Source organism: Mesorhizobium sp. CNPSo 4688 (assembly GCF_057784295.1).
The window spans coordinates 125,203-146,992 of record NZ_JBWLUY010000006.1; the positions used below are offsets into that span (position 1 = coordinate 125,203).

The window sequence follows — 21,790 nt, forward strand, 5'->3', positions numbered from 1 at the left end:
TCAGAACGCCTGTCCGATGCCGGCATAGATGCCGAAACGCGGGTCACCACGGTCGCGGTTGAGCGGCAGGGCGGCGTCGATGCGCAGCGGCCCGAACGGCGTAATGTAGCGCAGGCCGACGCCGGCGCCGACCTTGACGTCGGAAAAGTCGGGCGTCGATTTGGTCGAGACGGTGCCGGCATCGACGAACGGCACGATGCCGATCGTGTCGGTGAGCGCGATGCGCATCTCGACCGATGTCTCGAAGAAGGACAACCCGCCGATCGGTTGATTGTCGATGTCCCTCGGACCGATGCCCTGATAGGAATAGCCGCGCACCGAACCGCCGCCGCCGGAATAGAAGCGCCGGTCGGCCGGAACGTGTTCGAGACTGGTGCCGACAATCGAACCCAGCGCAACACGTTCGGCGAGCACGAATTTCGAAGCCGTATCGAGCGACTGATAGGCCGACCCCTCGCCCTTCAGCTTGAGGAAGGCAGCGCCGCTCATAATGTCGTAGCTCGGCTCGGCATAGGCCAGCACCCTGAAGCCGCTGGTCGGGTTGAGGCGGTTGTCCCTGTTATCATAGACATATTGCAACGGGATGCTTGCAATCAGGTATTTGTGCTTGCCGAAGGTGTCGGTGACCCTGGAATAGTCGAGCGCGATTTCGGCCGAAACCGTCTGCTTCTTGTCGATGTCATAGGACAGGCCGGTGCTGCCCTTGATCGAAAAATGGTCATAGGCGTCGGGATGTTCGAGCACGGTCTTGACGCTGGCGATGAATTTCGAGGCCGGCCCGACCACGCCCGGCTTCTCGAACATGATGCCGGCATTGTAGTTGAGCTCGCTCAGATCATTGCTGCCGATGCCGCTGATCTTGCCGTCGATGCGCAGCTTTTCGGCCCGGCCGAAAAGGTTGCGATGGCCCCAATAGCCTTCGAGGCCGAGCCCTTCAGTGTTGGAGACGGTGCCGCCGACGCCGAAATAGCGCGGCTTGCGCTCACTGACCTGGACGCCGATCGGGATATTGCCGTCGGCATCGAGACTGTCGGATTCCTTCAGCGTGACGCTGTTGAACACTTCGAGCCCAAGCAAACGGTCGCGGGCATCGTCGATCTCGTCAGGCGAATATTGCCGGCCGCGTTTCAGGCCGGTCATGTATTCGGTGAACTCGCGATCGACCTTCTCGGTGCCCTCGACGGTGGTGTCGCCATAGCCGGCTACCGGTCCGGCTGCCACCGTCAGCGTCACGTCGAGCGTCGAGGTGTTGTGCTCGGCAACGATCTGCCGATTGGTGATCCGGGCCAGCGGCCGGCCCTCCTGCTTCAGGGCCCGCACGATCAGCGCCTCGGCCTTGAGCACGGCGCCCGAACCGGCATCGCCGCCGGCAATCAGGCCGAAATCGGCGCTCGCCAGCCCGGCGGCATCGCCTTCCAGCCGGATATTGCCGAGCGTGAATTTAGGCCCGCTGGCGATGCTGATCACCACCGGTATCGGCTGCGGACCCGTAAATTCGGCATCCGGCGGCAAATCGTCGAGCGCCTTGCCCTGGATGGTGATGGTCACGACGCCTTCATAGCGGGCGTCTGAATAGAGGGCGGCGACCAGCTGCTCGCGGTCGCTGCGCGCCTTGGCCAAAAGGCCGAGCGAGCCGGAAACCGGGCGTTCCTCGTCGGCTTTCAGCGTCGAGGCGTTTTCGAGCTTCTTGACCAGGTCCTTGTCGGCATCTGGCGCCTCGATGCTGACGGAATAGCGCAGCGGGTCGACGATATCGGCGTCCTCGTTATCAGACGAGCCCCACAATTTGATGCCGAAGATCTCGAAGGCGGCCGCCGAGCCTGATTCGGCAGCGAGCACGGTCGAGCATGCCAACGCGAAAAGCAGCGCGCGCGAAAGCGCACGCCGTGGCGTGCGTCCCTTCGACATCTGCGCTTCATACGCCGGCATTAAGACAACCTAGGTTACAAAACTAAAATTGGAATGAAGTTCTGAAGTGCTCGTAAAGGGGCCACAATCCAATTGTCTGAAATAGGCAGGGCTTGGAATTCACACCTTTTGCGTTTTCGCAAGAAAGCGTGATCCCCTGTCCTGTTGAGCTACTACCGGTCATTGACCGGAAAGGAAACCGTTGGCAGGCGGCACCTGCCGCGTCCTCGTGTTGACAAGCCCGACTGAAGCTTGAACATGCCTTGGACGTAAGCAGTGTCTGGAGGGTGTTATGGCAATGCGCGCGGCTCGTGGTCTGTCTATCCTGATCCTTCTCTTTTTCGCTTGGGGGACTGTCGCGCAAGCGGCCGAAGCCCGCCGGGTGGTAACCTCAAACAATTCCGACTATTTCGGTTTCGATCTCAGATCGGACCAGAATGTCAGCCTCGATCAGTGCAAGACCACATGCCTCGGCGACCCCGCCTGCCGCGCCTTCACCTACAACAACAAGGCCAAGTGGTGCTTCCTCAAATCCGACTATAACCAGCTGAAACCGTTCAGCGGCGCTGTCGCGGGCAAGGTCGTCAATGTCGATGGCGACCCCGATATCGGCGCTCCGCCGGAACTCACCTTCTTCCCCAATTGGATGGCCGATCAAGCCCAGCAATACCGCAACAAGCTGACCGATCCGGCCTATGACAAGCCGACCGACGGGCTAGAAGCGCTCCGCGCCGCGGCCGAACAGGCGGCGTTGACCGGCGACCATAGCCAGGCCATGAACAAATACGAGGCCGCGGTTTCGGTCCTGCCTGATGACGGTCAGCTCTGGCTCGGTCTGGCGCGCGAAACGCTTGCCATACAGCCGGCTAACGGCAGCTCGGAATCCTATAATCTGCCCGTCAAAGGCACCTCCGCCGCCATCAACGCCTACAAATTGCTGCGCACCACCAAGACCCGCGCCGAAGTGCTGGCACTGCTGGGCAACGGCCTCGACCGCCGCGATCTCTACCGCCCGGCCCTGCAGGCCTATGAGGCGAGCCTCGCGCTGGTCAGTTCGCCGGCGGTCAAGGCCGAATATGAGGACCTCAAGGCCCGCAAGGGCTTCCGCGTCATCGATCACTCGGTCGACGCCGACACCAGCGCGCCGCGCATTTGCGCCCAGTTTTCCGAGGAACTGGTCAAGACCGGCGTCGATTACGCCCAGTTCGTCACCGTCGACAACCAGCCGCCCAAGGGCGTCGAAGCCAAGGACAAGCAGATCTGCGTCGAAGGCCTGGAACACGGCCAGCATTACGAAGTGACCTTCCGCGCCGGCCTGCCGGCGGCCATCGGCGAAGTCACCGCCGCCCCGGTCGTGCTGTCGATCTATGTCCAGGATCGCGCGCCATCCGCCCGCTTCACCGGCGACAGCTTCGTGCTGCCGGCCGGCGCCCGCCGCGGCATCCCGGTCGTCACCGTCAACATGACTGCCGCGCAAATGAAGCTCTACCGCATCGGCGATCGTTCGCTGGCGCAGCTTCTGTCCGGCTACCAGTTCCTGAAGCAGCTCGACGGCTACGACATCTCCAGCATTTCCGACCAGATGGGCGAGCCGGTCTGGCAGGGCCAGCTCGACATCGCCAACGACCTCAACAAGGACGTCACCACCTCGTTCCCGGTCGACGAAGCCTTGCCGCAGCGCAAGCCCGGCGTCTACGTGCTGACCGCGCAACCGGTCAACGCGAATGGCGACGACGATTACAATTCGCTTGCCACACAATGGTTCGTCGTCTCCAACATCGGTCTGTCGACCTATACCGGCCAGGACGGACTGAATGTGTTCACCCGCTCGCTCGGCACCGCCAAGCCGATCGCCGGCGCCGAACTGACGCTGCTGGCCAGGAACAATGAAATCCTCGGCACGGCGACGTCGGACGCCGAAGGCCATGCTGTCTTCAACCCCGGCCTGACCCGCGGCGATGGCGGCATGGTGCCGGCCGTGCTGATGGCCAAGCAGGGCGACAACGACTTCGTCTTCCTCGACATGGGCCGCGCCGGCTTTGATCTTTCCGATCGCGGCGTCTCCGGACGTGCCGCACCTGGCGCGCTCGATGTCTATGCCTGGACCGAACGCGGCATCTACCGCGCCGGCGAGGATGTGCATGTCGCAGCCCTTGCCCGCGACGGCACCTCCAAGGCGGTCGAGAACCTGCCGCTGACCTTCATCTTCACCCGTCCCGACGGCGTCGAAAACCGCCGCATTGTCGCCGACGGCGTCTCGGCCGGCGGCTATGCCGTCGACCTGCCGCTCGAAGCCAACGCCATGCGCGGCACCTGGACGGTGTCGATCTACACCGATCCCAAGCAGGCCGCCGTCTCCAGCCAGATGTTCCTGGTCGAAGACTTCGTGCCGGATCGCATCGAGTTCGACATGAAGTCCGACAAGCAGGAGATCGCTCAAGGCGAAACCGCCAACATCGACATTGACGGCCGCTTCCTCTATGGCGCGCCGGCTGCTGGCCTCGCGCTCGAAGGCGAACTAACGCTGTCGACGGCGCGCGATTGGGACCGTTTCGCCGGCTATTCGTTCGGCCTCGCCGACGAACAGTCGGCCGAGCCTTCGGTCACCCCGTTCACCGGTCTTCCGGTGGTCGGCGACGACGGCAAGGCGACCTTCCCGGTCACGGTCGATCAGTTGCCCGCCACTACCAAGCTGGTCGACGCCAAGGTTACGGTGCGCATGCGCGAAACCGGCGGCCGCGCCATCGAGCGCTCGCTCAACATCGGCATTCGCCCGCAAGGCCACATGATCGGCATCCGTCCGGATTTCGAGGACAATGAAGTGCCGCAGGGCGGCACCGCCAAATTCAGCCTGATCGCGGTCGATCCCGACGGCAAGCGCGAAACGCTGAAAGGCGCGCAGTGGTCGCTGGTCAAGGTCGAACGCAATTACCAGTGGTACCGCAGCAACAACTCCTGGAACTACGAGCCGGTCACCTTCACCAAATCGATCGCCAACGGCCAGGTCGATCTCAACGCCGATGCCGAGGCGACCGTAACGATGCCGGTCGACTGGGGCCAGTACCGGCTCGAGATCGAGACCGCCGACCCCGAGGGCCCGGCGACCAGCTATGAGTTCGACGCCGGCTGGTATGTCTCCTCGACCTCCACCGAAACGCCCGATGGGCTCGAAATTGCCCTCGACAAGGACAGCTATGCCGCCGGCGAAGTGGCCAAGCTGAAAGTATCGCCGCATTTTGCCGGCGAACTGCTGGTCACCATCGGCGCCGACAAGCTGCTGAAGACCGTCACGGCAACCGTGCCGGCCGGCGGCAGCACCGTCGACATCCCCGTCGGCGATGACTGGGGCGCCGGCGCCTACATCACCGCAACCCTGTTCCGGCCGGGCGATGCGCAGGAAACGCGCATGCCGGCCCGCGCCATCGGCGTGAAATGGCTGACGGTCGATCCGGGCTCGAAAAAGCTCGCCGTCAGCTTGACCCCGCCGGACAAGACGATGCCGCGCCAGCAGCTGTCGATCCCCGTTTCGGTGGCTGGCGTTGCACCGGGCAGCAATGCCTATGTCACGGTCGCTGCCGTCGATGTCGGCATTTTGAACCTCACCAACTACAAGGTGCCGGATCCGAAGGACTGGTATTTTGGCCAGCGCATGCTGGGGCTTGAAGTCCGCGATATCTATGGCCGTCTCATCGACGGCTCGCTCGGCACCACCGGCAAGCTCAGGACCGGCGGCGACGGCGCCGCCATGCAGACGCAAGGCAGCCCGCCGACCGAAAAGCTGGTCGCCTTCTTCTCCGGCGTCGTCCAGCTCGACGCCGACGGCAAGGCAAGGATCGACTTCGACATCCCGCAGTTCAACGGCACCGTGCGCGTCATGGCTGTCGCCTGGACCAAGGACGCCGTCGGCCATGCCTCGACCGACGTCATCGTCCGCGATCCGGTGGTGATCACCGCCGGCCTGCCGCGCTTCCTGGCGCCCGGCGATGCCGCCGTCATCCGGCTCGATGTCGCCGACACGGACGGCCCGGAAGGTGACTATGCCCTGTCGATCGCAACGACCGGCGACCTCTCGACCGGCGACAAGCCGTTGCCCGAAAAGCTGACGCTGGTCAAAGGCAAGCGCCAGACGCTGACCGTGCCGCTGATTGCACAGACGGCGGGCAACGCCTCGATCACCATCAAGCTCGCCCATGGCGACGGAACCGCCGTGGAACAGACGCTCTACGTCCCGGTGCGCCCGGCGCAATTGCCGGTCACCACCCGGCTGGTCGTCGACCTCAAGAGCAATGGCGGTTCGCTGCGCGTCGACAAGGAGCTGCTCGCGGCAAGCCTGCTCGACGGCGCCTCGGTCAGTGTCGGCGTTTCGCAGGCAGCTGCCTTCGATGTGCCGTCGCTGCTGATGACGCTCGACCGCTACCCCTATGGTTGCGCCGAGCAGACCACCAGCCGCGCCATGCCGCTGCTCTACGTCAACGATCTGGCGTCCTCCATTGGCATGGCAAGCGACCCCGATCTGCACGACCGCGTCCAGGCCGCCATCTACAAGGTGCTGAGCTACCAGGCTTCGGCCGGCAGCTTCGGCCTGTGGGGTCCGGGCTCCGGTGATCTATGGCTCGACTCCTATGTTACCGATTTCTTGACCCGGGCGCGCGAGCAGAACTACGACGTTCCGGCTCTGGCGATGAGCCAGGCGCTGAGCAATCTGCAGAACTCGGTCGGCTATGACCAGGACGTCCAGGACCGCGGCAGCGAGATCGCCTACGCGCTCTACGTCCTGGCCCGCAACAAGAAGGCCTCGGTCGGCGATCTGCGCTACTACGCCGACACCAAGCTCGAAGCCTTCTCGAGCCCGATGGCCGTCGCCCAGCTGGCGGCGAGCCTGGCGCTCTACGGCGACGCGCAACGTTCGGAAGCGACCTTCCAGACGGCGCTGCAGCTGGCCAAGTCGACCACCGACTATGACTACTACCGGTCCGACTATGGCTCGCGGCTGCGTGACGGTGCCGCGATCCTGGCGCTCGCCGCCGAATCGAAGCCGGTGCCGACCATCGTGCCGGAGCTGATCAAGCTGGTGGCAAGGGAACGCGCCGATGCCCGCTGGACCAGCACCCAGGACGAGTCCTGGATGCTTCTGGCGGCTCGTGCGCTGAAGTCGGGCAACGACTCGATCAAGCTGTCGGTCAACGGCGCGCCGCATGCTGGCGGTTATTCCATGCAAGTCAGCGGCAGCGATATCGCCGACAGCCCGCTGACCATCGCCAACACCGGCTCGACGCCGTTGCAGGCGGTCGTCACCACGGTCGCCTCGCCGGTTGAGCCCTTGCCGGCGGGCGGTGACGGCTTCACAATCGACCGCACCTACTACAAGCTCGATGGCACCGAGGCCAACGTCACCGAGGCAACGCAGAACGAACGCTATGTGGTCGTGCTCAAGATCTACGAGCAGAACCGCTGGCCTTCGCGCCTGCTGATCACCGATTTGTTGCCGGCCGGCTTCGAAATCGACAATCCGGGCCTGGTCTCCAGCGCCCAATTGTCGAACTTCACCTGGCTGGCGCAGACCGACGCCGCCCATCTCGAATTCCGTGACGACCGTTTCGTCGCGGCATTCAACCCCAATGACGGCGACGGCGACCGCAACATCATGCTGGCCTATGTCGTGCGCGCGGTGACGCCGGGCACCTATGCCCACCCGGCAGCCACGGTGGAGGACATGTACCGGCCGCAATATTCGGCCCGCACCGCCACCGGCATGATGGAGATCAAGGCGCCGTAAGGCGCCTTGGTAGACGTACGATGGCGCTGCCCCTCATCCGCCTGCCGGCACCTTCTCCCCGTATAGTGACGGGGAGAAGGGCGCTGCCGCGATCGTCGGCACCTCTTCTGCAACGTTGGAAATTGGCGAAAACCTCTGCGCAGGTCCCTTTCTCCCCGTCTCTATACGGGGAGAAATGCCCGGCAGGGCAATGAGGGGCGGCGCCATGCTTTCTAGAAAATTCCTTCGCCGCACCGCAATAACCGCAGCCACCTGCGCCGGAATTCTTTCGGTTGCAGCCGTCACCCTTTGGCAGCTCGACCGCGCCTACCCCCCACCGCTGCCCGAAAAGCTCACCGTCTCCACCGAAGTCCAGGACCGCGACGGCCAGCTGTTGCGCGCCTTCGCCACGCCGGACGGCTATTGGCGGCTCGACACACATCTCGACCAGGTCGACAAGCAGTTCGTCGACATGCTGGTCACCTATGAAGACAAGCGCTTCTGGGACCATGACGGCGTCGACGTGCTGGCGCTGGCGCGCGCCGCCGGCCAGCTTGTCACCAACGGCCACATCGTCTCCGGCGGCTCGACGCTGTCGATGCAACTCGCCCGGCTGATCGAGCCACGCGAAAGCCGCAGCCTCGGCTCCAAGCTCAAGCAGATGCTGCGCGCCATCCAGATCGAGCGACGGCTGTCCAAGCAAGAGATCCTCGAACGCTACCTCACGCTAGCTCCCTATGGCGGCAATCTCGAAGGCGTTCGCGCAGCCTCGCTGGCCTATTTCGGCAAGGAGCCGAAGCGGCTGACCGTCTCGGAAGCAGCGCTGCTGGTAGCACTCCCGCAATTGCCGGAAAAGCGCCGGCCCGACCGCAATCTCGATATCGCGCATGCCGCCCGCGACCGCGTGCTGACCCGCATGGTTTCATCAGGCCTGCTCGGCGAGCGCGAGGCAGCGCGTGCAGCACTTGACGATGTCTCCGGCCTGCGCCGCAAACTGCCAGCGCTGGCGCCACATGCCGCCTATGCCATGCTGCCCAGGGCCGTGCCCGGCAAGCCGCTGCAGCTGACGATTCGCAAAAGCGTCCAGCAAGGGCTGGAACAGGTGGCGCGCGATGCCGCCATCAAGCTCGGCCCTCGTCTCTCGGTCGCCATGGTGATGGCCGATGCCCGCACCGGCGACATTCTGGGCGAAGTGGGCTCGGCCGATTTCTTCGATGCCAGCCGTTCGGGCTGGATCGACATGACCAAGATCGTGCGTTCGCCCGGCTCGACGCTGAAGCCGTTCATCTATGGCCTCGCCTTCGAGCAGGGGCTGGTGGCGCAGGAAATGCTGATCGAAGACAGTCCGGTCGATTTCGGCGGCTATCGGCCGAAGAATTTCGACATGGGCTACCAGGGCGATGTCTCGATCCGCCAAGCGCTGCAGCTGTCGCTCAACGTGCCGGCGATCCGTGTGCTCGACTCGGTCGGTCCGGCACGGCTGATGGCGCGCTTCCGCCAGGCCGGCGTCAGTCCGGTGCTGCCGATCAACGAGGCGCCGGGCCTCGCCATCGGCCTCGGCGGCGTCGGCGTGACGCTGCGCGATCTCGTCCAGCTCTATACCGGGCTCGCCAATGGCGGCAAGGCGAACACGCTGCATGACGGCACCGAGCTGGCCAATGCCGAACGCACCACCGCCACCATTCTCGACGCCCAGGCGAACTGGCAGATCACCGACATATTGTCGGGCGTAAAACCGCCCGAGGGCGCCTTACAGCGCGGCATCGCCTACAAGACCGGCACATCCTACGGCTATCGCGATGCCTGGTCGGTCGGCTTCGACGGCCGCTACGTGCTGGGCGTCTGGGTCGGCCGCGCCGATGCGGGTGCTGTGCCCGGCCTCTCCGGCTATGTCTCGGCCGCCCCCATCCTGTTCGAAGGCTTCGTCCGCTCAGGCCTCGCCGCCGTGCCGCTGCCCAGCCAGCCGGCCGGCGTCGTCAAGGCCAAACGCGAAGATCTGCCGGTGACACTGGCCCGTTTCGGCGCCGGTGCCGACGGGCTGGTGCAGGCAGGCCCGACCGAGCCGGCGCCGACCATCATCTTCCCACCCAACGGCGCCCGCGTCGATCTCGCCACCAACTCCGCCGAGGCCTCGCCACTGGTGCTGAAACTGCAAGGCGGCCGCGCGCCGTTCCGCTGGCTTGCCAACGGCAAGCCGCTCGTCGGCATCGACCGCCGCCGCACCGCGACCTGGCTGCCCGACGGCGCCGGCTATTCGACGCTCACCGTCATCGATGCCGTGGGCCGCGCGGCCAGCGTGAAGGTGTTCGTTGAATAGATGGCGCCAGGCGATTCAAAGCATTGGACTTTGCGTCCTCATGCCTTTCGTCTTCGCTCTCCCCGTCTCCGCCGATCCCCTGCCCGCCGGCTTTGTCCGCCTTGCCGATGTCGATCCCACAATCCGCCAGGACATCCGCTACGCCGGCCTGGAAAATTTTCTGCATCGCAAGGCCGACGGCTATGGCGCGCCGGTCTGCATCCTCACAAGGCAGGCGGCGCAAGCGCTGTCTGGCGTGCAGAAAGCGCTCGCCACCGATGGCCTGACGCTGGTCGTCTTCGACTGCTACCGCCCGGCCCGCGCCGTCGCCGACATGGGCAATTGGACAAGAGAAGGTGGCCCGTCCGACCCGCAATGGTATCCCAAGGTCAAGCGCGGTGACCTCATCGCCAAGGGCTATATCGGCGAACTATCCACCCATTCACGCGGCTCGACCGTCGATGTCGCCATTGCCCGCAGCGATGGCAAAAGCACATCATCCGCTGCCTGCGGTGCTACGGGTGCCGGCACACTGGATTTCGGCACCAGCTTCGACTGTTTCGATCCGGCGAGTGAAACCGCCCACCGCCCGCTCGCGGCCGATGCGGCGGCAAACCGCAAAAGACTGCTCGATGCCATGCGCGCCGGCGGCTTCAGGAACTATGCGCGCGAGTGGTGGCACTACACGCTGGCAAACGAGCCGTTTCCAAAGGAGCGCTTCGACTTCCCCGTCACTGCGAATTGAAACCACCCAGCTGCCTCGACGAATCTCCGCCGGGGCGACCTTGCCTCAGCGCGGCCCGCTTCTAAATAGCGCCGGACCGGCCTGGAGTCGGCCCAGGCTAATATGAGGAAAATGTTTCCTCTCAGCGCGCAATATCGGCGAAAAATTGCTTCGAAGGACCAAAAAAGGCAACGTTGAATGCATCTAATTTCTATCAATTCGATAGAGTTCAGCCGTCATCAACGGAGGCGGAAATGACCAAACCTCATTTCAGGAAACTGCTCGGCGCACTGGTCGCCACATCGATCCAGTTCGGCACGCTCGGTTTCGCGTTTGCCGATACCACCATTCTCAACGTGTCCTACGATCCGACACGCGAACTCTACAAGGCCTATGACGAGGCCTTCGTCGCGCACTGGAAGGCCGAGACCGGCGAGACGGTCACCATCCAGCAATCGCATGGCGGCTCCGGCGCCCAGGCCCGCGCCGTTATCGACGGCCTCGACGCCGATGTGGTGACGCTGGCGCTCGAAGGCGACATCAACGCCATTGTCACCAAGTCGAAGAAGATCAATCCCGACTGGCGCAAGAAGTTCGAGAACAATTCTGCGCCCTACACCTCGACCATCATCTTCCTGGTCCGCAAGGGCAACCCGAAGGGCATCCATGACTGGAGCGATCTGGTCAAGGACGGCGTCCAGGTGATCACGCCAAACCCGAAAACGTCGGGCGGCGCGCGCTGGAACTACCTTGCCGCCTGGGCCTACGCCAACGCCAATGATGGCGGCGACGAAGCCAAGAACAAGGAATTCGTCGGCAAGCTCTACGCCAATGCTCCGGTGCTCGACACCGGTGCCCGCGGCTCGACCGTCACCTTCGCGCAAAAGGGCATTGGCGACGTGCTGATCGGCTGGGAAAACGACGCCTATCTGGCACTCAATGAATTCGGCGCCGACAATTTCGAGATCGTCTACCCCCCGACCTCGATCCTGGCCGAGCCGCCGGTGGCGATCGTCGACGCCAATGTCGACGCCAAGGGCACCCGCAAGGTTGCCGAAGCCTATCTCGGCTGGCTCTATTCCAAGGAAGCCCAGACGATCATTGCCAAGAACCACTATCGTCCGGCCAAGCCCGAGCTGGTGGATCCGGCGGAAATTCCGAAGACGCCTGAAATCAAGCTGATCTCCATCGACGATCCGCTTTTCGGCGGCTGGAAGAAGGCACAGCCTTATCATTTCGGCGACGGTGGTATATTCGACCAGATCTACAAGCCGGCCCAGTGAGCTAAAATCTAGATCAGGACGACATGACCATAGCACCCGCCAAGGCGGGGTGGCGGTTCAGACAGCCGAGCGTCATTCCGGGTTTCGGACTGACGCTCGGCTTCTCGCTTGCCTACCTCACGCTTATCATCCTCATTCCCCTGTCGGGGCTGATCTGGCGATCGGCAGCCCTCGGCTGGACCGATTTCTGGGCGATCGCCACGGACCGCCGCACCCTCAACGCGCTCGAAATCAGCTTCGGCGCCGCCTTCATCGCGGCGACTGTCAACGTCGTCTTCGGCACGCTCGTCGCCTGGGTGCTGGTGCGCTACCGCTTCCCCGGCCGCCGCATCGTCGATGCGATGGTCGACCTGCCCTTCGCGCTGCCGACAGCAGTGGCCGGTATCGCGCTGACCACGCTCTATGCGCCCAATGGCTGGATCGGCCATCTCCTGGCGCCGCTTGGCATCAAGGTCGCCTATACCCCGCTCGGCATCGTCGTGGCATTGGTCTTCATCGGCCTGCCCTTCGTCGTGCGCACGGTGCAGCCGATCATGGAGGAGATCGACAAGGAAGTGGAGGAGGCAGCCGCCACGCTTGGCGCCAACCGCTTCCAGATCATCACCCGCATCCTGTTTCCGGGCCTGGCGCCGGCCATCGTCACCGGCTTTTCGCTGGCCTTCGCCCGCGGCGTCGGCGAATACGGGTCGGTCATCTTCATTGCCGGCAACCTGCCCTACAAGTCGGAGATCGCGCCGCTTCTGATCGTCATTCGGCTGGAGGAATACAACTACCCGGCAGCGACCGCGATCGCCGCGATCATGCTTTTGCTGTCGTTCCTGATGCTGCTGGTCATCAACCTGGCGCAGTCATGGAGTCGCAAGCGGTATGGCTGATCCCGAAATCAAATCCTACGAACCGCATCACGAGAGCCAGTCAGCGGCAGTGACCGAAAGCCTGCCGGTGCGGCTGCTGCTGATGGCGGTGGCCTTCGCCTTCCTCGTCATCTTCGTGCTCCTGCCGCTGATCATCGTCTTTCACGAGGCGTTGGCCAAAGGCGTGGGTGCCTACACGGAATCGCTGTCCAATCCCGATACGCGTTCGGCGATCCGGCTGACCCTGCTGGTGGCGGCGATCGCCGTGCCGCTCAACGTCGTCTTCGGCATCTCCGCCGCCTGGGCGATCGCCAAGTTCGAGTTCAAGGGCAAGGCGTTCCTGACCACGCTGATCGACCTGCCCTTCTCCGTCTCGCCCGTCATCTCAGGCCTGGTCTACGTGCTTTTGTTCGGCGCTCAGGGGCTGCTCGGCGAATGGCTGAAGGCGCATGGCATCCAGATCCTGTTCGCCGTGCCCGGCATCGTGTTGGCCACCGTCTTCGTCACCTTCCCTTTCGTCGCACGCGAACTGATCCCGCTGATGCAGGAACAGGGCAATGGCGATGAGGAGGCGGCGCTCTCGCTCGGCGCCAATGGCTGGCAGACTTTCTGGTATGTGACGCTGCCCAACGTCAAATGGGGATTGCTTTACGGCGTGCTCCTGTGCAACGCCCGCTCGATGGGCGAATTCGGCGCGGTCTCGGTCGTGTCCGGCCACATACGCGGGCTGACCAACACCATGCCGTTGCATGTCGAAATCCTCTACAACGAGTACAACGCCGTTGGCGCTTTTGCCGTCGCTTCGCTGCTTGCTGGCCTGGCTTTGGTGACGCTGGTCTTGAAAACACTTCTCGAGATGCGCTACGGCGCCGAGATCGCCGCGACGCGCGGGCATTAAAGGGTTCTGTAAATGGAAGTTCGCGTTGCCAACGTGCGCAAGGAGTTTGACCGGTTCCCGGCCCTCCATGACGTATCGCTTGACATCAAGTCGGGTGAGCTGATCGCGCTGCTGGGGCCGTCGGGTTCCGGCAAGACGACACTGCTCAGATTGATTGCCGGGCTTGAACGGCCGACGCTCGGAAAGATCTTCTTCGGCGATGACGATGCCTCGCAGAAGTCGATCCAGGAGCGCAATGTCGGCTTCGTCTTCCAGCACTATGCGCTGTTCCGGCACATGACGGTCGCCGACAATATCGGCTTTGGCTTGAAGGTCCGGCATGGGCCGTCGCGGCCGCCGGCGGCGGAAATCCGCCGCCGCGCCTCAGAATTGCTCGACCTCGTCCAGCTTTCCGGGTTGGAAAAGCGCTATCCGGCTCAGCTCTCCGGCGGCCAGCGCCAGCGCGTGGCGCTTGCCCGCGCCATGGCGATCGAGCCCAAGGTGCTGCTGCTCGACGAGCCGTTCGGAGCGCTTGACGCGCAGGTGCGACGCGAGCTGCGCCGCTGGCTGCGCGAGATCCACGACCGCACCGGCCACACCACGGTGTTCGTCACCCACGACCAGGAAGAGGCGCTCGAGCTTGCCGACCGCGTCGTGGTGATGAGCCAGGGCCGCATCGAGCAGGTCGGCTCGGCCGACGAAATCTACGACACGCCGAACTCACCCTTCGTCTACTCCTTCATCGGTGAATCGAGCACGCTTCCCGTAAAGGTCGAGGACGGCCAGGTCTGGATCGCCGACCGACCGATCGGGCTGTCCGCGCCGCATGCGCCGAGTGGCGAGGCCGTGCTCTACTTCCGCCCGCACGATGTCGAACTGCTCGACGGCTGCAGCGGCTGCATCGCCGGCACGGTCGCCGCCAGCCGCCGCGTCGCCGGCACCAGGCGCGTCGAACTTGAAATTGGCGGCGAGCGCCAGCGCGTCGAGATCGAACTGCCCGTCGACCATCCAGCGGCGCAGAAGAGCCGGGTGGCGTTCAGGCCGCGGCGCTGGAAGCTTTTCCCGGCGGCATAGTCCTCGACGTCTAATCCTCGATCAGTTGCTACTCCAGCCAGTTCTCGACCTTAAGGCCCTTAATCCGGCTGAACTCGCCGGTATTGGCTGTTATCAGCGTGATCCCCAGCGCACAGGCGTGGGAAGCAATGAAAAGGTCATTCTGGCCGATCGGCTGGCCCCGGGCCTCCAGTTCGGCACGAAGTGCGCCGTATTCGCTATCCACCGGCACATCGAGCGGCAGCACAGGTAACTCCGCCAGCAATTCCTCGACCTTGGCGAGCAGCTTGGCCGATCCCTTGCGGGCGCAACCATAACGCAGCTCCGAGGCAACGACGATGCTGGTGCACAGGGCGCCGTCTCCCTCGCGAGCCGCCGCACCGGCGGCTTTGCCAGCCGGATTTCGGATCATGTCGCTGATGATGTTGGTGTCGAGCATGAACCGCATCAGAAGATGTCCTCGGGCCTGACGGGCACATCACGGATCTCGGGAAAGTCGTCTTCAGGACCAAGCGGCGGTTCTTTCGCCCATTGGGCAAGCAGTGCCGTAAGGCCGGGTTTGGGGACCGGCTCGATGATCAGACGGTCGCCATCGCGGCTGATCAGGACCTTTTTGCCGGGAAGCTCGAACTCGACGGGAATGCGCACCGCCTGGCTGCGGTTGTTGCGAAAGAGCTTCGCTTCCCTCGGCGGCGTTGAATGGCGGTGTTGCGGCATGGCTGCGCGTCCTTGTATATGCCATATGTATATGCCAAAACGGCAAGATGCAATCATTCTGCGACGCATTGGAAGGAAATCCTACCAACCGGCTGTTTCGGCAATACTTTTTCTCACCGCCGGATGGCAGGCCGGGTCCCCGTGTCTGGCGGCGCTGGACATCGTCCTATTATGTTGGCGCACTATATCGAAGCATTCGAACCGGCATTCCCAAGGAGCCCTTTTCATGAAGCGATTTTTGCTCAGCGTCGCCACCGCAGCCAGCCTGGTCCTCGCCTCCTCACACGCCTGGTCGGCCGACAAATTGCTCAACGCCTCCTATGATGTCGGGCGCGAATTGTTCGTCCAGGTGAACAAGGCTTTCATCGCCGGCCATCCCGGCGTCACCGTCGACCAGTCGCATGCCGGCACTTCTGCCCAGGCGCGCGCCATTGCCGAAGGCCTCGGCGCCGATGTCGTCACCTTCAACCAGGTCACCGACATCGAATTCCTGGTCAAGAAAGGCCTCGTCTCCGCCGACTGGCAGAAGGATTTCCCCGACAACGCCTCGCCCTTCTATTCGCTGCCGTCCTTCCTGGTGCGCGCCGGCAACCCGAAACACATCAAGGACTGGAACGACCTCGTGCGCGACGACGTGCAGGTGATCTTCCCCAACCCGAAAACCTCCGGCAATGCGCGCTACACCTATCTGGCGGCGACCGCCTACGCCAAGGAGGCCTTCAAGGGCGACGACGCCAAGGTGAAGGAGTTCGTCACCAAGCTGTTCAACAACGTGCCGATCTTCGATACGGGCGGCCGCGCCGCCACCACGACCTTCGTCCAGCGCGAGATCGGCGACGTGCTGATCACCTTCGAGTCGGAAACGCGCGGCATCCGCAAGGAGTATGGCGACAACAAGTTCGAACAGGTTACCCCAACTGTCAGCCTGCTCGCCGAATTCCCGGTGGCGATCGTCGACAAGGTCGCCGACGAGCACGGCACGCGCGATCTGGCCAAATCCTATCTCGACTTCCTCTACACGCCGGAGGGCCAGACCATCGCCGCCGAAAATGGCCTGCGCGCCCGCAACGCTGACGTCGCGGCCAAATACAAGGCTGACTTCCCCGATGTCCGCCTGCTGACGGTCGAAGACGTGTTCGGCGGCTGGGACAAGGTGCAGAAGGAGCACTTCGCCTCCGGCGGCCTGCTCGACCAGACCTATGGCAGCCGCTGACATCAGCAGCATCCGACCGAAAAACTGAACAGAAAAGCCGGCTCTTTGCCGGCTTTTCGTTTTCGCGCGCCTAGAGACTGCTACCCGGCAGAATCCGGCGGCCTATGTGAAAAACGTTACAAAGAATCAACGCCTATGTGCCTAACCTCTCAACCCGGCGACTTGTTCTACGCGAAACCAGGTTGTTCAGGCGAAACGTCATGATTTGCACACAAACAACCGCCAGATGCGGGTGGTTGGGGTTTTCATGAACTGAATCGGGCATGCTTACCAAAAAAGGCAAATACGGCCTCAAGGCCCTCGTGCATCTTTCCGGCCTGCCGGTCGGCCAGCTTGCATTCGTCAACGACATTGCGGTCGCCAACAACATCCCGAAGAAATTCCTGGATGCAATTCTGGGCGAGCTGCGCAATGCCGGCTTTGTGCTGAGCCGCAAGGGCAAGGAAGGCGGCTATCGCCTCGCCCGGCCTGCCTCCGAGATCAAGATCGGCCACGTCGTGCGCGTGCTTGACGGGCCGCTGGCGCCGATCCCTTGCGCCAGCCGCACCCAGTACCAGCGCTGCGAGGATTGCGACGAGGCGACCTGCCAGGTCCGGCACATGATGCTGGAGGTGCGCCAGGCCATCGCCGAGGTGCTGGACAACAGAAGCCTCGCCGCCATGCGCGATGCCGACAATGACGATTTTCCGGTCGAACTGACGTCGCAGATCTAATGCATGTCGCTCAAAAGTTCTAAGAGGACGACATGCACAAACAAAGACCTGAAGCGCGTCGCCTGAATCCGTTTCAAACGCGACGCGCTCTAGACGCCTGATTGCTGAAGCGGCAACCAGTAGGGCTGGCGTTCAGCCGGCAAACAACTCCCTGTCCATAAAATGCAGATCGTTGGGATCGAAAAATTTCGCAGCCCACCGATCACTGGTCCCCAGGAACCATCCAGCCGAAGCGGCGGCCTGCTGCTTCACGGCAGCCACCGTCTTGCTTGCCTTTGCCTTGGGACCGGTCGCAGCCCGGTCAAGAAACTCAAAATGGTCAACCAAGGCCAGCGCTTCGATGGCAAAAACTGTCGCCACGTCGCCATCCCGGATCGCCAGCAAATTGTCGCCATTCACCTCTTCCCCTTTCAGGGCAAGATTGGACGAGCCGCAGTAGACCACCGCGTCAGGACCGTTAAATCCGCACACCACAAACTTATGGTGCACCTGATGGCCAAGGCCGACATCAGGCACCTGGCTGAATGGAGGCGGAAGCTGTGTGCCGATCGGCTTGCCGGTGACCAGAACACCGGTCTTCTTGCCTACCTCATACAGCGATATGCCGTTCGGCGTGTCCGAAATTCCGTAGCTGAAGATCGCCTCGCTTTTATGGACCGCATTCAGGCAATCATAGACCGGATTGTCCAAACCACCGTCAAGTTGCATGACTGCAAACAGAACGCTGCCTATCCTTCCCTTGACGTCGGCCTCGGCTTTGACGCGATCGACAACGCCGCCAAGGACCAGACTGGCATCGTCAGCGCTGTGCGGCGAGAATGTAATGCTCATCTTGGGAGCAGCAGGCGGCTTGAACGGCGATGGTTTCGTCGCCCACTTTGAGGCCGAAAATACCGATTTGCTGAGATTGTCAGCCCACGATTCCTCGAAGACCCCAGCGTAGGTCTTTGCCACGCCAGGATCGTCAAACACGAGAACATGGTTGGAATTCACATACAGCCCGGTGACGGAGAAATTGGTCGAGCCGGTCAAAACCTTCTGTGGTCCATCGGCATTTGAAACTATGAGAACTTTGTTGTGGGCATAGCGGCCAAACTTGCCACGTTTGATACGATCGGCGCCCGCCCGCTTGATGAACAAAGCTTCAAACTCATCCTCGGGCTTCGGCTTGGCGGCATTGTGGTGGAGTGCCGCATTGTCGAGGATAATCCGAACGCGCTTGCTGGCGCCAAGATCAAGCAGCGCTTTGACAACGTTCGGCTCGCTTAAGTCGTATACAAAGACATCAAGTTTCAGTTTTTTGTTCGACTTTACCTCTTCTAGAATTTCGAAAATCCTATCCTGAGCAGTAAACCCGAGCCACTGATATTGATCATCGAAAGTAAATTTTTCTCCGGCCGCGTTGGTGCCGGACTGTTGTGACGTATCGAAAAGCAGACCGGCGTTCTTTGGCTTGATAACGGCATCAAGCCCGAAATGTCTTACAAACGCCTGGGACTGCGTGAATCCACGGGTAAATCCAAGCTTGAGTTTACCCTTGGCAAACGTATCGACCTTGATCTGCAGCTTCACGGTCAGGCTCGGATCCAGCGGCAGCAACGATCGCTTGTCGTTGAAATAACGAGGCGTCACATAATAGGTATAAGTGCCGTAGACCGGCTTCAATCCCTGATGGACGAGACCGGGAACATGCACCCAGCGAAATTTGTGAACAGGCGCGTTAATGCTTGAGAACGCAGGCTCGGTGGCAAGCTGGGCATGATCGCCTGGCTTTTCGAAACGCAAATTATTTTGGATATAGTACGGGTCAATGCCCGGTGGTTTCACCTGTATCGTGAAACCGGAAAGTCTTTTCCTTGCCGCCTCGCCTTCGATATTGAAGGCTAGAAGTGTTTTTGCATCTCCCCGATAAGCTCTGACCGAAAACGCTCCGACTTTTGCCGTGACAGACGTCATTTGATCCCCCTTTTGCCCAGGTTTCAAATTCTCAAAATTCGCATGAAAGTGCTGCTCGACGTCGGTCTTTATCCTCTTCGCCCCATCAAGACCAACGATGGCATATTACACTGCAAATATTTGAGGGTATATTCTCTTGGAGAGTAAATTTATCGTGCGAATCGCCAAGTGGCAGTCACCTCCCGAAAATTGGTAAGACGATAACTGTGGAATAGCGGTCGAACCGACTTCGGCTCGACAGGGCTCGGACCACACCGAGCCTGCCGGCGAGGCCGACGCCCTGGATCTTGCCGGTCGGCCCCTTGGGGATCTCCTGCAGAAACAGGATGTGGCGCGGCACCTTGAACTCGACGATGCGGCTGCGCGCAAAATCGCGGATCTGTTCGGCATCGGCGCTGGCGCACTCGTCGAGATCGCCAGGAAACAGCTCGCCATTGCCGGGCCGTTCGGCAGGACGATGCCGACGGCCGTGCCGCGGCGAACGCCACGCGTGGCAAGATAGGCGCAGACTAGGCCGACAAGGTTGGCGAGACCGGCAAAGCAGAGCAGAGTCTGATCCGGCGCCATCAGCACCGCCGCAGCCGGCTGCAAGGGCGCCAGTTGGGGACGTGCTACCGATAGGGCCTGTTTCAAGGTCGAACCTTGAATGGCGATCACCATGGCCAGCCGGTACCGATTGCGCGCCCGTGGCAGACGCAGTAAAGCGATTTTCGGACGCGCAAGAACAGGTGGACACCGATCGGATGAGGCTGCCGTGGTTGGGAAAATCCCGGAAAGCCGACCGGACACCGTCGTCCGCCGTCATTTACCATACTGAAATCATCGCCGATCTCCTGGTGCCCGAGCGGGCCGAGCATGTGCGCTTCTTCAGCCGCAAGCTGGTTCGCCCCGGCAAGTTGCGTACCTTCAACAACCGGGATTTTCGCGAGCTGGTGTTGGCCGCCTTCTATCTTAGCGTCGCGGCGTTGCTGCCGGTCAGCTGGTGGGCAGCGATCTGCAGCCGCGTATCGGGGCTGCGCCTCAAGCGCCATATCCGCAAGGACTTCGTGCGCTACGCCGCCGCGACGCGCGCGGTGCTCGGCAACGGCATCGATGCGCAAAAGCAGTTCAGGGCCTTGCTCTACGCCAACCACCGCAGGCGATTGCTGCTTGCCGCACATCTGGTCGGTCGCCGCTGGTCACCCGATATCCGGCTTGAGGGCCTGGAGGGCCTGCAAGCGGCGCTGGCGCGCGGCCACGGCGCCATCATCTGGTGCGATCAGTTCACGGCCCAGACCGTCATCGGCAAGCGCGCTCTCTATGAAGCCGGCATCGAGGCGCATCAGCTCAGCGTCAGCGCCCACGGCATCTCCGACTCGACCTTCGGCCTGCGCTTCCTGAACCCGCCAATGGTCCGGGTGGAGAACCGTTTCCTGAAAAGCCGGATCGTGTTCGATCGCGGCGATGCCTACCAAGTCACCGGCCGTATCCAGAAGATCCTTGGCTACAACGGCGTCGTGCTGGTGACCAACACCGTGCATGCCGGCTCGACATTCACCGAAGTCGGGATCGGCGAAAGCGGCTGGACCCACCTCGCCTCGGCGCCGACGAATTTCGCCGTCAGAGGCAAGGCGGCGCTGTTTTCCATGGCGACCTTCGAGATCGATCCGTTCCGCCAGTACCGCGCCATCCTGAGCCCCGAACTGGTGCCGACCCCGGCGGGAACCGGTGAACCGACGACCAGAGCCGGCGGCGGCAAGAACATGGCGTTGCAGGCCGAATACATCCTGCTCAAGCGCGACCGCGTGCTGGAGGCGCTGAAACTCTATCCCGAGCAAATGATGATCTGGTCCGGCGCCGACCGGTTCACCGAACGGCCGGAAAGCGCCTTGCCCGACGACGGTGGTTCATGATTTTGCGCCGGCCAGCAGGCTGGCAACGGCGCTGACGATGTCGGCCACTGGACGTGTGGCGTCGACCGTCAGCGCCTGCTCGTCGGCGCCAGGCGGCTCAAGGATGGCGAATTGGCTTTCGACCAGGCTGGCCGGCATGAAATGCCCCTTGCGGGCGGCGACGCGCCGCTTGGCGGTGGCAGGATCGATCTCCAGATAGACGAACACGATATCCCGGCGGAACCCTCGCAGGCGATCGCGGTAGCTTCGCTTCAGCGCCGAGCAGGCGGCGACCACGCCCTGGCCGCTGCCGGCCAGGTCCGCGATCCGCTCGCCAATGGCATCGAGCCAGCCTTCGCGAAGCTGATCGGTGAGCGGCTCGCCGCTCGCCATGCGCGCGACGTTTTCGGGCGGGTGCAGCCTGTCGCCTTCGACAAAGACGGCCCCTTCCTCGGCTGCCAGCGCCTTGCCGACGGCCGACTTGCCGCAGCCGGCGACGCCCATCACCACAATGGCCCGGGGCACCGAGCCGGTAGCGCCCGTTGGCGCCTGTGCCGTCTTTTCGTCCAC

At 62.7% G+C, this 21,790-nt stretch carries 16 protein-coding genes; 11 read left to right on the plus strand and 5 right to left on the minus strand.

Annotated features, from left to right (window positions below; all coding sequences use genetic code 11):
- Nucleotides 1–1,929, minus strand: a complete 1,929-nt coding sequence (locus tag AC04SH_RS12815) for an autotransporter assembly complex protein TamA (RefSeq protein WP_488575282.1) — start codon at nt 1,927–1,929, stop codon at nt 1–3.
- 271 nt (nt 1,930–2,200) lie between these two features.
- On the opposite strand from AC04SH_RS12815, the gene AC04SH_RS12820 reads away from it, so the two are divergent.
- The 7 genes from AC04SH_RS12820 (at nt 2,201) to AC04SH_RS12850 (ending at nt 14,771) form a co-directional block, all read left to right on the plus strand.
- Nucleotides 2,201–7,684 carry an alpha-2-macroglobulin family protein gene (locus AC04SH_RS12820; protein WP_488575283.1) on the plus strand — a complete coding sequence of 1,828 codons (5,484 nt, stop codon included), beginning with the start codon at nt 2,201–2,203 and terminating at the stop codon, nt 7,682–7,684.
- 205 nt (nt 7,685–7,889) lie between these two features.
- Nucleotides 7,890–9,980, plus strand: coding sequence for a penicillin-binding protein 1C (gene pbpC / locus AC04SH_RS12825; protein ID WP_488575284.1), 2,091 nt, complete (start codon nt 7,890–7,892; stop codon nt 9,978–9,980).
- A 40-nt stretch (nt 9,981–10,020) separates the two neighbouring features.
- The gene (locus AC04SH_RS12830; RefSeq protein WP_488575285.1) at nt 10,021–10,704 is read left to right on the plus strand and encodes a M15 family metallopeptidase; all 684 of its coding nucleotides are present in this window, start codon (nt 10,021–10,023) and stop codon (nt 10,702–10,704) included.
- Between the two features lie 233 nt (nt 10,705–10,937).
- A complete protein-coding gene (locus AC04SH_RS12835; RefSeq protein WP_488575286.1) occupies nt 10,938–11,966 on the plus strand; it encodes a sulfate ABC transporter substrate-binding protein in 1,029 nt (342 codons plus the stop codon).
- A 23-nt stretch (nt 11,967–11,989) separates the two neighbouring features.
- Nucleotides 11,990–12,841 carry a sulfate ABC transporter permease subunit CysT gene (gene cysT, locus AC04SH_RS12840; protein ID WP_488575287.1) on the plus strand — a complete coding sequence of 284 codons (852 nt, stop codon included), beginning with the start codon at nt 11,990–11,992 and terminating at the stop codon, nt 12,839–12,841.
- Nucleotides 12,834–13,718 carry a sulfate ABC transporter permease subunit CysW gene (cysW, locus tag AC04SH_RS12845; protein ID WP_488575288.1) on the plus strand — a complete coding sequence of 295 codons (885 nt, stop codon included), beginning with the start codon at nt 12,834–12,836 and terminating at the stop codon, nt 13,716–13,718. Before cysT ends, cysW begins: the two co-directional genes overlap by 8 nt.
- A 12-nt stretch (nt 13,719–13,730) precedes the next feature.
- The gene (locus AC04SH_RS12850; RefSeq protein WP_477231604.1) at nt 13,731–14,771 is read left to right on the plus strand and encodes a sulfate/molybdate ABC transporter ATP-binding protein; all 1,041 of its coding nucleotides are present in this window, start codon (nt 13,731–13,733) and stop codon (nt 14,769–14,771) included.
- Nucleotides 14,772–14,799: 28 nt separating this feature from the next.
- Here the strand turns inward: AC04SH_RS12850 and AC04SH_RS12855 are convergent, their stop codons facing one another.
- Both AC04SH_RS12855 and AC04SH_RS12860 read right to left on the minus strand, forming a co-directional pair.
- A complete protein-coding gene (locus tag AC04SH_RS12855; RefSeq protein ID WP_488575289.1) occupies nt 14,800–15,198 on the minus strand; it encodes a PIN domain-containing protein in 399 nt (132 codons plus the stop codon).
- Nucleotides 15,198–15,467, minus strand: a complete 270-nt coding sequence (locus AC04SH_RS12860; RefSeq protein ID WP_488575290.1) for an antitoxin — start codon at nt 15,465–15,467, stop codon at nt 15,198–15,200. The genes AC04SH_RS12855 and AC04SH_RS12860 overlap by 1 nt, the downstream gene beginning before the upstream one ends.
- A 226-nt stretch (nt 15,468–15,693) precedes the next feature.
- Between AC04SH_RS12860 and AC04SH_RS12865 the strand changes: the two genes are divergently transcribed.
- Complete coding sequence (locus AC04SH_RS12865) at nt 15,694–16,680, plus strand: sulfate ABC transporter substrate-binding protein (protein WP_488575291.1); 987 nt, start codon at nt 15,694–15,696, stop codon at nt 16,678–16,680.
- A gap of 263 nt (nt 16,681–16,943) precedes the next feature.
- Complete coding sequence (locus AC04SH_RS12870; protein WP_112394487.1) at nt 16,944–17,393, plus strand: RrF2 family transcriptional regulator; 450 nt, start codon at nt 16,944–16,946, stop codon at nt 17,391–17,393.
- Between the two features lie 132 nt (nt 17,394–17,525).
- Here the strand turns inward: AC04SH_RS12870 and AC04SH_RS12875 are convergent, their stop codons facing one another.
- The gene (locus AC04SH_RS12875; RefSeq protein ID WP_488575292.1) at nt 17,526–19,349 is read right to left on the minus strand and encodes a phospholipase D-like domain-containing protein; all 1,824 of its coding nucleotides are present in this window, start codon (nt 19,347–19,349) and stop codon (nt 17,526–17,528) included.
- Between the two features lie 328 nt (nt 19,350–19,677).
- On the opposite strand from AC04SH_RS12875, the gene AC04SH_RS12880 reads away from it, so the two are divergent.
- Together AC04SH_RS12880 and AC04SH_RS12885 are read left to right on the plus strand one after the other, a co-directional pair.
- On the plus strand, nt 19,678–19,851 hold the full coding sequence (locus AC04SH_RS12880; protein ID WP_488575293.1) for a hypothetical protein: 174 nt from the start codon (nt 19,678–19,680) through the stop codon (nt 19,849–19,851).
- Between the two features lie 241 nt (nt 19,852–20,092).
- A complete protein-coding gene (locus AC04SH_RS12885) occupies nt 20,093–21,241 on the plus strand; it encodes a hypothetical protein (RefSeq protein WP_488575294.1) in 1,149 nt (382 codons plus the stop codon).
- On the opposite strand, the gene AC04SH_RS12890 is transcribed toward AC04SH_RS12885, so the two are convergent.
- Nucleotides 21,236–21,790 carry a gluconokinase gene (locus tag AC04SH_RS12890; RefSeq protein WP_488575295.1) on the minus strand — a complete coding sequence of 185 codons (555 nt, stop codon included), beginning with the start codon at nt 21,788–21,790 and terminating at the stop codon, nt 21,236–21,238. The genes AC04SH_RS12885 and AC04SH_RS12890 overlap by 6 nt on opposite strands.